This is a genomic window from Dietzia sp. NCCP-2495, assembly GCF_026011735.1.
In the GTDB taxonomy this organism is placed as follows: domain Bacteria; phylum Actinomycetota; class Actinomycetes; order Mycobacteriales; family Mycobacteriaceae; genus Dietzia.
In genome coordinates, this window is record NZ_BRVN01000002.1 from 238433 (window position 1) to 252633 (window position 14201).

Annotated in this window: 12 protein-coding genes and 1 tRNA gene; 9 read left to right on the plus strand and 4 right to left on the minus strand. The window is 69.9% G+C overall.

Features of this window, described 5'->3' with window-relative positions:
* The 4 genes from OPF83_RS03350 (at position 1) to OPF83_RS03365 (ending at position 4004) form a co-directional block, all read left to right on the plus strand.
* Positions 1-1320 carry a hemolysin family protein gene (locus tag OPF83_RS03350; protein WP_264885792.1) on the plus strand — a complete coding sequence of 440 codons (1320 nt, stop codon included), beginning with the start codon at positions 1-3 and terminating at the stop codon, positions 1318-1320.
* Positions 1317-2225: a GTPase Era gene (gene era / locus OPF83_RS03355; RefSeq protein ID WP_264885793.1), complete on the plus strand. Its 909-nt coding sequence runs from the start codon at positions 1317-1319 to the stop codon at positions 2223-2225. The genes OPF83_RS03350 and era overlap by 4 nt, the downstream gene beginning before the upstream one ends.
* A 101-nt stretch (positions 2226-2326) precedes the next feature.
* On the plus strand, positions 2327-3196 hold the full coding sequence (gene recO, locus OPF83_RS03360) for a DNA repair protein RecO (RefSeq protein WP_264885794.1): 870 nt from the start codon (positions 2327-2329) through the stop codon (positions 3194-3196).
* Positions 3171-4004 (plus strand): isoprenyl transferase, encoded by an 834-nt coding sequence (locus OPF83_RS03365; RefSeq protein ID WP_264885795.1) that lies wholly within the window; start codon positions 3171-3173, stop codon positions 4002-4004. The genes recO and OPF83_RS03365 overlap by 26 nt, the downstream gene beginning before the upstream one ends.
* Before the next feature lie 48 nt (positions 4005-4052).
* Here OPF83_RS03365 and OPF83_RS03370 read toward each other — a convergent pair whose 3' ends face one another.
* Together OPF83_RS03370 and OPF83_RS03375 are read right to left on the minus strand one after the other, a co-directional pair.
* Positions 4053-4463, minus strand: coding sequence for a Fur family transcriptional regulator (locus tag OPF83_RS03370; protein WP_264885796.1), 411 nt, complete (start codon positions 4461-4463; stop codon positions 4053-4055).
* Complete coding sequence (locus OPF83_RS03375) at positions 4460-4840, minus strand: helix-turn-helix transcriptional regulator (protein ID WP_264885980.1); 381 nt, start codon at positions 4838-4840, stop codon at positions 4460-4462. The genes OPF83_RS03370 and OPF83_RS03375 overlap by 4 nt, the downstream gene beginning before the upstream one ends.
* A 189-nt stretch (positions 4841-5029) precedes the next feature.
* On the opposite strand from OPF83_RS03375, the gene OPF83_RS03380 reads away from it, so the two are divergent.
* The 3 genes from OPF83_RS03380 to OPF83_RS03390 are packed head-to-tail and all read left to right on the plus strand — an operon-like array spanning position 5030 to position 8371.
* Positions 5030-6424 carry a glycine--tRNA ligase gene (locus OPF83_RS03380; RefSeq protein WP_264885797.1) on the plus strand — a complete coding sequence of 465 codons (1395 nt, stop codon included), beginning with the start codon at positions 5030-5032 and terminating at the stop codon, positions 6422-6424.
* A gap of 55 nt (positions 6425-6479) precedes the next feature.
* Positions 6480-7097, plus strand: a complete 618-nt coding sequence (locus tag OPF83_RS03385) for a YdcF family protein (RefSeq protein WP_264885981.1) — start codon at positions 6480-6482, stop codon at positions 7095-7097.
* Positions 7098-7108: 11 nt separating this feature from the next.
* A complete protein-coding gene (locus OPF83_RS03390; protein ID WP_264885798.1) occupies positions 7109-8371 on the plus strand; it encodes a deoxyguanosinetriphosphate triphosphohydrolase in 1263 nt (420 codons plus the stop codon).
* Between the two features lie 34 nt (positions 8372-8405).
* Here the strand turns inward: OPF83_RS03390 and OPF83_RS03395 are convergent, their stop codons facing one another.
* Entirely contained in the window at positions 8406-9785 is a 1380-nt protein-coding gene (locus OPF83_RS03395; protein ID WP_264885799.1) for a serine hydrolase, read from the minus strand.
* Positions 9786-9787: 2 nt separating this feature from the next.
* Positions 9788-11887 (minus strand): YgcG family protein, encoded by a 2100-nt coding sequence (locus OPF83_RS03400; RefSeq protein ID WP_264885800.1) that lies wholly within the window; start codon positions 11885-11887, stop codon positions 9788-9790.
* Positions 11888-11954: 67 nt separating this feature from the next.
* Between OPF83_RS03400 and dnaG the strand changes: the two genes are divergently transcribed.
* Together dnaG and OPF83_RS03410 are read left to right on the plus strand one after the other, a co-directional pair.
* Entirely contained in the window at positions 11955-13958 is a 2004-nt protein-coding gene (gene dnaG / locus OPF83_RS03405; protein WP_264885801.1) for a DNA primase, read from the plus strand.
* Positions 13959-14073: 115 nt separating this feature from the next.
* Positions 14074-14146 (plus strand) — tRNA-Asn (locus OPF83_RS03410).
* Positions 14147-14201: the final 55 nt, after the last annotated feature.

The window sequence follows — 14201 nt, forward strand, 5'->3', positions numbered from 1 at the left end:
GTGGACGAGACCATCTATGCGTCCGTCGGGGCCGTTCTCCTCATCCTCGTCGCCGGGCTCTTCTCCGCGCTGGACGCCGCGCTGAGCACCGTCTCCGTGGCGCGTGTGGAGGAGATGGACAAAGAGGGCCGGTACGGTGCCGCGCGCCTGTCGCGGATGCTGACCAACCGGCCCCGCTACATCAACATCACGGTGCTGCTGCACCACGCGTGCCTGGTGGCCACCGCCGTGTTGTTCACGGTGGTGTTCAACGATCTCATCGACTCGGCGGCCTGGGCCCTGGCCACGGCGGCGCTGGTGACCACCGTCGTGGCGTACGTCGTGGCCGGGGTCGGTCCGCGCACGCTTGGCCGGCAGCACGCCTACACGATCGCGCTCGGCTCGGCCTCGTCGCTGTGGGCCTCCGGTTTCGTCCTGGGGCCGGTCGCCGCGATGCTGGTCGGGATCGGTAACGCGGTCACCCCCGGCGGCGGTTTCCGCAACGGCCCGTTCGCCTCGGAGATCGAGCTGCGCGAGATCGTCGACATGGCGCGCGAGCGCGGCGTCGTGGCGGACGACGAGTCACGCATGATCCAGTCCGTGTTCGAGCTCGGCGACACCACGGCACGCGAGGTCATGACCCCCCGGACCGAGATCGTGTGGATCGAGTCCGACAAGACGGTCGGCCAGGCCGCGCGACTGACCGTCAAGTCCGGGTACTCGCGCATCCCGGTGGTCGATTCCGAGGACTCCGACGAGGTGGTGGGCGTGGTCTACCTGCGCGACATCGTCGCGCGACTGGACCACCCGGACGGTCGTGCGGAGTCGGTGGCCGACGTCATGCGACCCGCGGTGTTCGTTCCCGATGCCAAGCGGATCGACGACCTGCTGGCGGAGATGCAGCGCGACCACAATCACCTGGCGATCCTCGTCGACGAGTACGGGGGGACGGCCGGACTGGTCTCGATCGAGGACATTCTCGAGGAGATCGTCGGCGAGATCGTCGACGAGTACGACACGACTGAGGTCCCGCCCGTCGAGCAGCTCGACGAGAGCCGGTTCCGGCTCTCGGCACGGTTGGGACTGGACGAGGTCGCAGACCTGTTCGGAACCGAGTTCCCAGACGAGGTCACCGAGGAGGTGGAGACGCTCGGCGGGTTGCTCGCGCTCGAACTCGGACGCGTCCCGCTGCCCGGCGCGCACATCGTGGCCCACGGGCTGGACCTGAAGGCCGAGGGTGGACGCGACCGGCGGGGACGGGTGAAGGTCGTCACCGTCGTCGCGACGCCGGTGATAGTGGACGAGGACGGTTCGGACGACGACGGCGAGGACGACAGATGAGCACCCAGAAGAGCTTCCGCAGTGGATTCGTCAGTTTCGTTGGCCGACCCAACACCGGCAAGTCCACGCTGACCAACGCGCTGGTGGGGGAGAAGATCGCGATCACCTCGTCGCGTCCGCAGACCACGAGGCACGCGATCCGCGGCATCGTGCACCGCGATGACGCGCAGATCATCCTTGTGGACACCCCTGGCCTGCACCGGCCGCGCACGCTCCTCGGCGAGCGCCTCAACGCGCTGGTGGAGGACACGTACTCGGATGTCGACCTCATCGGCATGTGCTTCCCTGCGGGGGACCGCATCGGGCCCGGCGACCGGTGGATTCTCGAGCAGGTCCGGAAGCTGTGCCCCACGACCCCGATCCTGGGCGTGGTGACCAAGATCGACTCGGTCTCCAAGAACCGCGTCATGGAACAGCTCGTCGCGGTCTCGAAGCTCCTCGGGCCGGATTCCGAGGTGGTTCCCGTCTCGGCGGTCTCGGGCGAACAGGTGGACGTGGTGGCCGAGGTGATCGCGTCGCTCCTGCCGGAGGGACCACAGTTCTACCCGGACGACATCATCACCGAGGAGTCGGACGAGTCCCGGATGGCCGAACTCGTCCGCGAGGCCGCCCTGGAGGGCGTGCGCGACGAACTGCCCCACTCGATCGCGGTGACGATCGAGGAGGTCCTGCCGCACGAGGGCCGCGACGACATGGTGGACGTGCACGCGACCGTGTACGTGGAACGCCAGAGTCAGAAGGCGATCGTCCTGGGGCCCAAGGGCTCGCGCATGCGCGAGGTCGGCACGCAGGCCCGCAAGGGGATCGAGGAACTGCTGGGCACCAGGGTCTACCTGGACCTGCACGTCAAGGTGCTCAAGGAGTGGCAGCGCGACCCGAAGATGCTGGGCAGGCTCGGGTTCTAGTCACGGACGCCGCGCGCCGACCTCGCGGCTGTCGCCCGCCGGTGGGATGATGGACCCTCTCACGACCGTCGACGATCCGCGCTCACCGACAGGAGGCCGGGATGCATCCCTTCACCGACACCGGCCTCGTCGTGCGCACCTACGACCTCGGTGAGGCCGACCGGATCGTGACCCTGTTGACGCAGGAGCACGGCCTCGTCCGCGCGGTGGCCAGGGCGGTGCGCCGCACACGGTCCCGGATGGGCGCGAGCCTCGAGCCGTTCGCCGTGGTGGAGGTGCAGATCGCCCCGGGCCGCGGCCGCAGCGGACTCGGCACCATCCGGCAGGTCACCAGCCGGGAATCCCTCGCCCGGCAGATAGTCGCCGACTATCCCGCGTACACCGCCGGGTGCGTGGTCCTGGAGACCGCCGAGCGACTCGCCGGCGAGGAGGGGGCGTCGGCCCCGCGATTGCTCGGCCTCGCCGTCGGCGCACTCCGATCGCTCGCCGAGCAGCGTCGTGAACCCGGACTGGTCGCCGACGCGTTCCTCCTCCGGGCCATGGCCGCATCCGGCTGGGAGCCGGTCCTCGACTGTTGCGTGCGCTGCGGGGTCGTGGGCCCGCACCGCGGCTTCCACGTCGCCTCCGGCGGCACCGTCTGTGTGCAGTGCCGCCCCCAGGGCTGCGCCACGCTCTCACCCGGCGTCGCGGAACACCTCATCGCGTTGCTGGCAGGCCGGTGGGACGCGGTGGCACTGTCCTCTCCGGCGGTGATCCGCCAGGCGTCAGGGATCGCCGGCGCCCACCTGCAGTGGCACCTCGAGCGCGACCTGCGCAGCCTTCCGCTGGTCGACCGCGGCGCGGGGCGTCCCGCACCGGGCGCGACCACCGGCGACCGTCAGACCATCGGTGACCGTCAGCCAACTAGTGGCCGTCAGACCACCCGTGACCTCAGGGAGGAGTCCCATGCCCGGACTGCCCAGATTTCTTAAGCGCTCCCCGGACGGGACGGCACCGGCGGCCGGAGACGGTGCTGGCGTCCGCCCGCCGACGCCCCATCCCTCGGGAGCCACGGCCCCGGCGATTCCCGCCGAGTTCGTGCCCGGGCACGTCGCGCTGGTAATGGACGGCAACGGACGCTGGGCACAGGAGCGCGGGCTGCCGCGCACCGAGGGACACAAGCGCGGTGAGGCCGTCCTCATGGATGTTGTGCACGGCTGCATCGAACTGGGTGTGCCGTACCTGTCGGCGTACGCGTTCTCCACCGAGAACTGGAAGCGCAGCCCCGAGGAGGTGCGGTTCCTCATGGGCTTCAACCGTGACGTGCTGCGTCGCCGCCGCGACGAGATGCACGCGCTGGGTGTGCGGGTCCGGTGGGCCGGTCAGCGCCCGCGACTGTGGGGCTCGGTCATCAAGGAGCTCGAAGAGGCGGAGGAGTTGACCAAGGACAACACGGTCATGACGCTCGCGATGTGCGTCAACTACGGAGGCCGGGCCGAGATCGTCGACGCGGCGAAAGACTTCGCCCGTCGCGTCGCCGCCGGCGAGGTCAGTGTCGACGACCTGACCGAGAGCAACTTCGGCCGGTACCTCGACGAGCCGGACATGCCCGACGTGGACCTGTTTCTGCGGCCCTCCGGCGAACTGCGCACGTCGAACTTCCTCCTGTGGCAGAGCGCCTACGCCGAGTTCGTCTTCCAGGCCACCCTGTTCCCCGATTTCGACCGGCGGGACCTGTGGGCCGCGTGCCTGGAGTTCGCCGAGCGCGACCGGCGGTTCGGCGGCGTGGCCGAGAGCTGAGCCCGCGGCGCCGGGTGCGTGGGGCCGGGTGCGTGGTGCCGGCGGGGCTCAGTCTTCGCGTGCGGCGCATTCGGCGCACAGGCCGAAGAGTTCGACCGAGTGCGTGACCTCGGTGAAACCGTGGGCGCTCCCGGCGCGTCTCGCCCAGGCCTCGACCTGGGGCTCTTCCACCTCGACCGTGAATCCGCACGACCGGCACACCAGGTGGTGATGGTGAGAGTCGGAGCACTTGCGGAAGATGAGCTCACCGGAATCGGTCCGGAGGACGTCCACCGCGCCGGCGTCCGCCATGGACTGCAGGGTGCGGTACACGGTCGTCAGCCCGATCGTGTCGCCCTTGTCGCGGAGTTCGGCGTGGAGGTCCTGCGCTGAGCGGAAGCCCTTGGACTCGTCCAGCAGCGCCGAGATGGCACTGCGCTGCCGGGTTGAGCGGACACCGATGGGCTTGCCTGATGTCATCGGACAGATCCCTCCCCGGCGTGGTCCACGGCCGCTTCGACGATGCTCAACAGGTGCTCGTCCAATAATTCATAGCGCATCTCCCGTCCCTGGCGGTGCGCCGAGACCACTCCACTGGACTTGAGCACCTTCAGGTGCTGGCTCACCAGTGGCTGGGTCGCGTCCAGGGAGTCGACCAGTTCGTGGACGCACCGGGGTCCGTCTCGGAGCTGGAGAACGATCGCGATCCGCAGGGGAGCGGACAGGGCGCGCAGGAGATCCCCCGCGGAGGCGATCACCCTCTCGGCGGGCAGAGGCACGGGGGCGGGCTGAGGTCCGGGGTCGTGAACGTCCGTGACCGGCAGTTCCCCGACCGTCGGCTGTGTTCCGGAGGCCATCATCTCCACCTTCAGGACTTCCGTGACGAGGGCGCCACCGCCGGTGTCGTCTCCGGCATCCGACCCCAGTATCCCAGACGCCGGTACGTGACCGGATACCCTGGGGACACGCGCCCGGGCCACGGCCCGCGCCGAGGTGATCCACCCCGACACCTCCGCCAACCGACTCACCAAGGGAGAACCCCCGACGTGGCAGCCTCAGCTTCCGTCATCGACGCCGTCGTCAACCTCTGCAAGCGCCGAGGACTGGTGTACCAGTGTGGCGAGATCTACGGCGGCACCCGCTCAGCCTGGGACTACGGACCCCTGGGTGTGGAGCTCAAGGACAACATCAAGAAGCAGTGGTGGCGGACCTTCGTGACCAGCCGCGAGGACGTGGTGGGTCTGGACTCCTCCATCATCCTGCCGCGTGCGGTGTGGCAGGCTTCCGGTCACGTCGACACCTTCACCGATCCGCTGATCGAGTGCCTCAACTGTCACACGCGCCTGCGCCAGGACCACATCCAGGAGGCGTACGCGGCCAAGAAGAAGCTGGACAACCCGGCGGATGCGCCGATGGCCGAGATCGCCTGCCCCAACTGCGGAACGAAGGGTAAGTGGACCGATCCGCAGCTGTTCTCGGGCCTCATGAAGACGTACCTGGGTCCCGTGGACAACGAGACCGGCCTGCACTACCTGCGTCCCGAGACCGCCCAGGGTATCTTCGTCAACTACAAGAACGTCATGACCACGGCGCGTCGTAAGCCGCCGTTCGGCATCGGTCAGATCGGCAAGGCGTTCCGCAACGAGATCACCCCGGGCAACTTCATCTTTCGCACCCGCGAGTTCGAGCAGATGGAGATCGAGTTCTTCACCAAGCCCGAGGACGCGGGTAAGTGGTTCGACGAGTGGGTCGAGGCGTGCTGGGAGTGGTTCGTCGACCTGGGCATCGACCCGGCCAACCTGCGCCGTTTCGACGTACCGGACGGCGACCGTGCCCACTACTCGGACCGCACGATCGACTTCGAGTACAAGTTCGGCTTCGCCGGTAGCGAGTGGGGCGAGCTCATGGGCATCGCCAACCGCACCGACTACGACCTCTCGCAGCACCAGGAGCACTCCGGCGAGGACCTGCAGTACTTCGACCAGGCTTCCGGCGAGAAGTACGTCCCGTACGTCATCGAGCCCAGCTTCGGCCTGACCCGCTCGCTCATGGCGTTCCTGGTCGATGCCTACACCGAGGACGAGGCCCCCAATTCCAAGGGCGGTGTCGACACTCGCACGGTGCTCAAGCTCGACCGTCGCCTGTCGCCGTTCAAGGCCGCGGTGCTGCCGCTGTCGCGTAACGCCGACCTGTCGCCCAAGGCACGGGACCTGGCGGCGCAGCTTCGCAAGAACTGGAACGTGGACTTCGACGACGCGCAGGCCATCGGCCGTCGCTACCGCCGCCACGACGAGATCGGAACGCCGTTCTGCATCACCGTCGACTTCGACACGCTCGAGGACCAGGCGGTGACGATCCGCGAGCGCGACACCATGCAGCAGGAGCGTGTCGCGATCGATCAGGTCGAGGGCTACCTCGCCCAGCGGCTCCTCGGGTGCTGACCGACGAACCTGGCACACTGGTCGGGTGAGTAGAACCCGGTCTCCGCGCAGCGCAGTGGGCAGGGCCATCAGATGGCTCCTGGTCATCGCGCTGCTGTCGTGTGTGGTCATCCCCGGTTTCATCGCTTTCCGCGTCTGGTCCGTGGCGCGGATCGATGACCGGGAACCCGCGGACGCCATCGTCGTCCTGGGTGCCGCCCAGTACAACGGTGTGCCGACCCCGGTGTTCCAGTCGAGGCTCGAGCACGCGGCCATGCTCTTCGAGGAGGGCGTGGCGCCACAGATCATCACGGTGGGCGGGAACCAGCCCGGAGACCTCTACACCGAGGCAGGATCGGGGCGCGCGTACCTCACCCAGTTGGGAATCCCGCCCGAGGTGATCCTCGCGGTCGAGACCGGGACCAACACCGTCGGCAGCCTCCAGGCCGTCGCCCAGACGGTCGAGGACCAGGGCGGGGAGTCCGTGGTGCTGGTCAGCGATCCCACGCATTCGTACCGCTCCCGGATGATGGCCCGGGACGTCGGACTCGAGGCCCAGACCTCGCCGACCCGGCACGGACCGGCGGTGTGGACACGGGAGAACCAGATCTCGAGCATCATCCGCGAGACCGGCGCGGTGCTCTGGTACCAGTATCACCGGATCGCCGGCTCCAACGTGGACTTCCCCGGCTAGGAGAGACGCCCATGACCGGATACGCCTACACCGACAGTGACGCGGAACGTCGCGTCGACGAGGGGTCGGGGCGCCCGCGGACCTCGGCCAGCGAGCGCAGCCCGTTCGAGCGGGACCGTGCACGCGTGCTGCACTCGGCCGCGCTGCGCCGTCTGGCGGACAAGACCCAGGTCGTCGGCCCCGGGGACGGGGACACCCCGCGCACCAGGCTCACCCACTCCCTGGAGGTCGCGCAGATCTCCCGCAGTATCGCGGCCGGGCTGGGATGCGATCCCGACCTGGCGGACCTCGCCGGGCTCAGCCACGACATCGGCCACCCGCCGTACGGACATAACGGCGAGCGGGCCCTGGACGAGGTGGCTCGTGGGTTCGGGGGGTACGAGGGCAATGCCCAGACCGTCCGCATCCTGTCCCGGCTCGAGCCCAAGGTCGTGGACTCCGAGGGCAGGGGAGTGGGTCTCAATCTCACTCGTGCCGCCCTCGACGCCGCCACCAAGTACCCGTGGCTGCCGCGGGAGGGGACCAGCAAGTTCGGCGCCTATGCCGAGGATGCGGAGATCCTCGAGTGGATCCGCCGGGGCGCGCCCGGTGACACGCGGTCCCTCGAGGCGCAGATCATGGATTTCTCCGACGATGTGGCCTACTCGGTGCACGACGTGGAGGACGCGATCGTCGCGGGCCGCCTCGACCTGCGCTCACTGGCCGACCGGTCGGAGGTCGCGGCGTTGGCGGAGCTCGGCGCGCGGGAGTTCCGCGGCCCCGACGCAGATCAGCTGGAACAGGCCGCCGAGCGACTCGCCTCGCTCGCGGTGGTCCGCGCGGTGCAGCCGTTCGACTCCTCGTTCGGCGGGCTGGTCGCGCTCAAGGCGCTGACCAGTGAGCTGGTGGGGCGTTTCGTCATGCCCGCCATCCACACCACCCGCGAGGTGCACGGGGCCGTGCCGCACGGTAGGTACAGCGCCCGCCTGGTGATCCCGGCCGAGGTCGAGGCGGAGGTGGTGATGCTCAAGACGATGGCCGTGCGCTATGTCATGAGTGACCCCGGGCACCGGGTCCGGCAGGACCGCCAGCGCGACCGGATCCACCGGGTCGCCGAGTACCTCGCCCACTCCGCGCCCGCCGGACTCGATCCGGTGCTGCGTCCGCTGTGGGACGCGGCCGCCGACGACTCGGCCCGCATGCGGGTGATCGTCGACCAGGTGGCGCTCTACACGGAGAGCCGGCTGGAACGCATCGATCGGTCTAGCGCGGGGATCCAGGCGGCCTGGGGCTGATCCGCGTGGAGGCGGGTCACCGCACGACTGCGCGTCATCGCACGGCGCTCGCGATCGTGTCGACCAGCCGGTCCACCTCGAGTGAGTCCATGGTCGCGCTGGGGGAGAACCCGGTCCGCACCACCACGAGGTCGGCCGACGGGACCACGACGATGTACTGGCCGTCGTGCCCGGATGCCCAGAACGCGTCCGCGGGCATGGCCATCCGCCGGGGGACCGTGGTGTCGTTGTCGTCGTCGGCCCCGCCAGCCCCACCGGATCCGTCGGCACCGGTGTTGAGCCACCACTGGGCGCCGTACGGCTCGGGCTCGCCGGCGGCCGGCACGGCGGTCGTGGAGTAATCCATCCACCCCTCCGGCAGCAGCGCCCGCCCGTTCACGCGGCCGTCATCGAGCGCGAACTGGCCGAAGCGCGCGAGGTCCCGCGGGGTGGCCCACAGGTACGAGCTGCACACCGACCGGCCGGAGGCGTCGGCCTCGAGGACCGCACTGGCCATCCCCAGCGGACGGAAGAGCAGCTCGGAGGCCATCTCGGGGCCCAGGCCCGTGCGCTCGTGGAGGAGGTCGCAGATGATGTTGGTCGTGCCGGAGGAGTACTGGCGGTAGGTTCCGGGATCGTGCGCGAGCCTCTGCGACGCGGCGAAGCGGGCCATGTCCGGTTCGTCGAACAGCATCGCCGTGATGGGGGTGCCGAGGTCGTACTCCTCGTCCCACTCCAGACCTGAAGCCATGCGCAGGAGGTCGTCGAGGGAGATGTCGGCGCGCGCGTCGGTCCATTCGGGGCGGAGTCCGGTGGTGGAGGGGTCGAGGTCGGCGTCCGGGAACTCGAGTTGTGCACGGCCGACGAGCGTCGAGGCGACGCTCTTGCCGATGGACCAGCCGAGTTGGCGGGTGTCGGGGCCGAAGCCGGGTGTGTATCTCTCGCCGATGATCTGGCCGTTGTGGACGACGACGAGGGACCGCGTCCCGTCCTGCGTCGCGGCCTCGTCGAGCGCGTCCTCTACAGCTGGAGTGGTGGCGTCGGCGACCGGGAGGCGTATGCCCTCGGTGCCGAGGTCGAGGCGCTCCGGCGGAGGGGAGCTCTGGCTGGAGCCCTCCGCGCGGGCGCCGAGTGCGCAGCCGTACTCGGAGACGTGGGCGCGTTGCGTGAATGCCACGCCGAGCACGGACGCGGTCACGGTGCCCGCGGACTCGTCCACCGAGGTGCGGAGATAGGGGACCAGTGGATTGGGCGGGAGGTCGGTTTCCGGGTCGGAGCGTCCCACGAGGTACCGCAGTGCGCACTCATTGTGGGCGGCGTAGCCGGTGCCGGTGCGGAGCATCGGGCGGTAGACGATGCTTGCCACCACGACGGCGGCCACGACCACCACCAGGACCAGCACGATGGCCAGGAGTGCCTTCCGTCCACGGGGCATGGTCAGAACCGCCCGCCCGCGCCGCCGCCACCCCAGCTGCCGCCACCACTGAAGCCGCCACCGCCACCGCCGAAGCCACCGCCGCTGAAGCCGCCTCCACCGCCGAAGCCGCCGCGGCCGTATCCGGACCCGCCGCGCAGCATGCCCTGGATGAGGGCGCTGGCCACCATGCCGCCGATCATCGCGCCGGTATTGGACCCGCCGCGCCTGTACCCGCCGTGGCGACCGCCGCCGTAACCCCCGTGGTACTGCGGGCGGGATGCGTCGTCCTGGGCGCGGCGGAGGGCCTCACGGGCGAGGGTGAGTGCACGCTCGGCGGCGGGGAACGCCGCGGGACCGACGGTGGCCTCGGCTGTCCTCAGCGAGTCCTTGGCACTGGCGAGCCGGGTGCGGGCGCCCTGGCCGATCACCTGCGAGCGGCTGGAGATGAAGTCGTCCGCCTCCCGGACCGCACCGGCTGCCCGGGTGAGGGCGGCCTGCCTGGCCGCGCGGGCACGGCTCGCCGCCTCTGCCTCGTGCCCGGCGGCGGCCAGGGCCTCGTCCAGGTCCCGGTCCACGTCGATGAGTCGGGAGAAGGCGCCGAGCGGATCGGACTGGCCACCGGACCGCGCGGATTCCACCACACCGCGCGCGGCGGTGGCGGCGGTGGCGAGCGAGTGGCTCGTGGCGCTGCTGATGTCGGTGGAGGACAGGAGTCGGCCGGCCACGGCCAATTCCTCGTCGACCTCGGCGATCAGGTCCGGCAGGTCACGCCGGGCGGTCGCGATGTCGTCGGAGGCGTGGTCCACCGCGTCGAGGAGCTTCTCCGCCTGGGCGAGCTCGCCCTCGGCGGTGGTGATGGCGTCCACGGCCGCGCCCTGCTCACCGACGGGGCGGGCGAGCGCCTCCCGGGCATCTGCGGTCGAGTCCTCGGCGGCCTCGAGCAGGTCGCCGGCCAGCGACACGTTGTCGGTGATCGAGGCCAGGACCGCCGCCGGGAACTGCCCGCGCAGGCTCTCCATGGTCTGCTCGGCCTCGGGCAGGCGGGCGCGTAGGCTCACGGCCCGCCGGGTGAGGGCGTCGACCGCGGCGGCACCGTTGATCAGCAGGTCCCGCATGTTCGAGAAGGCCTCGGCCTGTCCCGCGAGGCCCTTCTCGGCGCGGTCGGCACGGGCTGCCACCTCGAGCAACATCGCCTTGCGCTGGTCGGGGGTCTCCGGGATGTCGTCGTCGAGACGTTGGACCACCCCGTGCGCGGCGGCGACCTCACCACGGGCGGCGTCCAGGGCCTCGGCGAACGGACGCGTCCGCAGCTCGCCGAACTCGGCGGTGGCGGTGGCCAGAGCGGTACCGGAGGCCTCGACGGTCTGGTCCGCCGCGGCCAGCCCGGCGCGGGCGCGGGAGTCGAGGACCTCGGCCGGCAGGGCCGCCAGCCGGGCGGTGTCGTCCCCGGGGATGGTGAGGGCGTCCTCGCTCTGCGCGGCGGTGCGCTTGGCGCGGCGACGGCGGCTGACCAGGACCACTCCCACGACGAGGGCGATGATCACGGCGATCGCCGCGAGCATGGCGACTGGGGAGATCTCCGATCCCGAGCCCTGTGCCTCGAGGCCGTCCGCGGCGCCGATCGCGGCACCGGCCCAGTCGTCCTCGGCCAGCCGGGGCTCGATGTCGCCGGCGGAGATCTTCTGTGCCTCGCTCTGGTTGGCGGTGGTGGAGCCGCTCTCGTCGGCGAATTCGAACCAGTACGCCCCGTCCCGTACCGCCACGACCAGCAGCGCGTCGTTCATCCCCAGATCGGACATGCGCCCTGTCTGCTCGGCCCACTGCTGCACCGGGATCCCGTCGAGGGTGTCCACGTAGGTCACCCACAGCTGGATGGAGTCCGTGGACCGCAGCTCGGCCAATCGGTCCTCGACGCTGCCGCGATCCGGGCCCAGGACGCCGGCGGAATCGGTGATCTGCGTCGCGAGTCGGGACGGTGGCTCGGCGCCGGCGCCTGGGGCCGCCCAGATCGTCGCCGAGGTCAGAAACGCGAGGACCAGCGCCAGGAGCGGCGTGCGCGCCGGGCTGAGTCCGGACCGGTGGTGCCCAGCGGCACGCGGACGAGGTGAGGTGACCGTCATGTGGCCAGCGTATCGGCAGGGCACGGGCGGCACGCACGGTCTCGTGTGGGCGGCTACTCTGGGCGTCATGGCAGGGCGGATTCCGGAGCAGGACATCGCCGCGATCCGCGAACGGACCCGTATCGAGGAGATCGTCGGCGAGTACGTGGCGCTCAAGCCGGGCGGTGCGGATTCGATGAAGGGGCTCTCGCCGTTCAAGGACGAGCGGACCCCGTCATTCCACGTGCGTCCGAACGCCGGCTACTTCCACTGCTTCTCGACGGGTGAGGGCGGGGACGTCTTCTCGTTCCTCATGAAGATGGAGCACATCAGCTTCGTCGAGGCGGTGGAGCAGCTCGCCGACCGGATCGGCTATCGCATCTCGTACGAGGGCGGCGGTCAGGTTGTGCAGCGGGACCGGGGGACTCGCACCCGGCTGGCGCAGGCCAACGCGGCGGCCCAGAAGTTCTACGCCGAGCGCTTCCGGGAGGACGCGGAGGCGCAGATCGCGCGGGACTTCCTCACCGAGCGGGGGTTCGACATGGCCCAGGCGGCCCACTTCGGCTGCGGGTACGCGCCGAGCGGCTGGGACACCATGAGCAAGCACCTCATGCGTCAGGGCTTCGAGGCAAAGGAGCTCGAGGCTGCGGGGCTGTCCAAGACCTCCTCGCGCGGCACCCTCATCGACCGCTTCCACCGTCGTCTGCTGTGGCCCATCCGCAACCTGGCCGGTGAGGTGATCGGCTTCGGCGCGCGCAAGCTGTTCGAGGACGACAACCTGGGCAAGTACATGAACACGCCCGAGACGCTGCTCTACAAGAAGTCGCAGGTGCTGTTCGGGCTGGACCTGGCCAAGCGGGACATCGCGTCGCAGCGTCGCGCCGTGGTGGTGGAGGGGTACACGGACGTCATGGCGATGCACGCCGCCGGCGTCACCACCGCGGTGGCCGCGTGTGGCACGGCGTTCGGCGACGAGCACGTGTCGGTGCTTCGCAGGTTGATGTTGGACGACAATTATTTCCGCGGCGAGATCATTTACACCTTCGACGGCGACGAGGCCGGCAAGAAGGCTGCCATGCGTGCGTTCGCCGGCGATCAGCAATTCTCCGGCAAGACGTTCGCCGCTGTGGCACCCGCGGGCCAGGACCCGTGCGATCTGCGCCAGAACAGGGGCGACGCCGCCGTACGTGACCTCGTCTCGTCGCGGGTACCGATGTTCGAGTTCGCCATCCGGTCGATGCTCACCGAGCACGACCTGGACCACGCGGAGGGGCGGGTCGAGGCGCTGCGCCGCACGGTTCCCGTGGTGGCGGGCATCCGTGATTCGGCGCTGCGGGACGAGTACGCCCGTCAGCTCGCCGGTTGGGTCGGGTGGGACGACCCGGCCACGGTGGTGCGGCGCGTCCGTGAGGAGTCGCGGAAGGCCGCGCGCTCGCGCCCGTCCTCGGGTCCGGCACCGCGGCGCCGCGCCGCCGGTGGTCCCGGCGGAGGGCCACGGTACGACCGGGATCGTGGGGTCGGTGCCGGACGGGGGTATGACGACGACACCGCCGTCGACCCCCGGCCCGGACCGGAGGCGGTTCCGGGGATCCCGTTGCCCGCCCCCGGCGATCCGGTGCTGTGGCCGCAGCGTGAGGCGATCAAGGCGGCCCTGCAGTTCCCGGGCCTGGCCGGTCCGCTCTTCGATTCGCTGCCCCAGGAGTGCTACACGCACCCGGCCTATTCGGCGGTCGCCGCGGCCCTTGCCGAGGCAGGAGGATGTTCTGCCGGCAAGAGCGGCGTCAACTGGGTGAGCGATGTGTCCGCGGCGCTGAAGGACGAGGGCGTCCGCCGACTCGTCGGTGCCCTCGCCGTGGAGACGCTGCGCGCCTCCGAGGAGGCGATGCCCCGGTACATCTCGGGCGTGATCGCGCGTCTGCAGGAGGTGTGGGTGTCGGGCCAGATCGCGGATCTCAAGTCCCGTGTCCAGCGGATGAGTCCCTCCGAGGACCCCGACGGCTACTCGGCACTGTTCGGCGACCTGGTGGCGCTGGAGGAGTACCGCCGTGGGCTGCTCGAGCAGGCCGTGGGGGCGACCCCGGACTTCGCGTGATCGGGACTGCCGGTGCGGTCAGAAATGGCTCTGACGTGGCGATTTGGTCCAGGCGACGGGGACGCACTAAGGTAAGTTCTCGGTAACCGGCCAGCGCGCCGGAAGCCGGTGATAATCCCCCATAGCTCAATTGGCAGAGCATTCGACTGTTAATCGAAGGGTTATTGGTTCGAGTCCAATTGGGGGAGCAGAGAACAGCAGGTCAGAGACATTACGACTCTGGCCTGTTTCTCATTTCCGGGA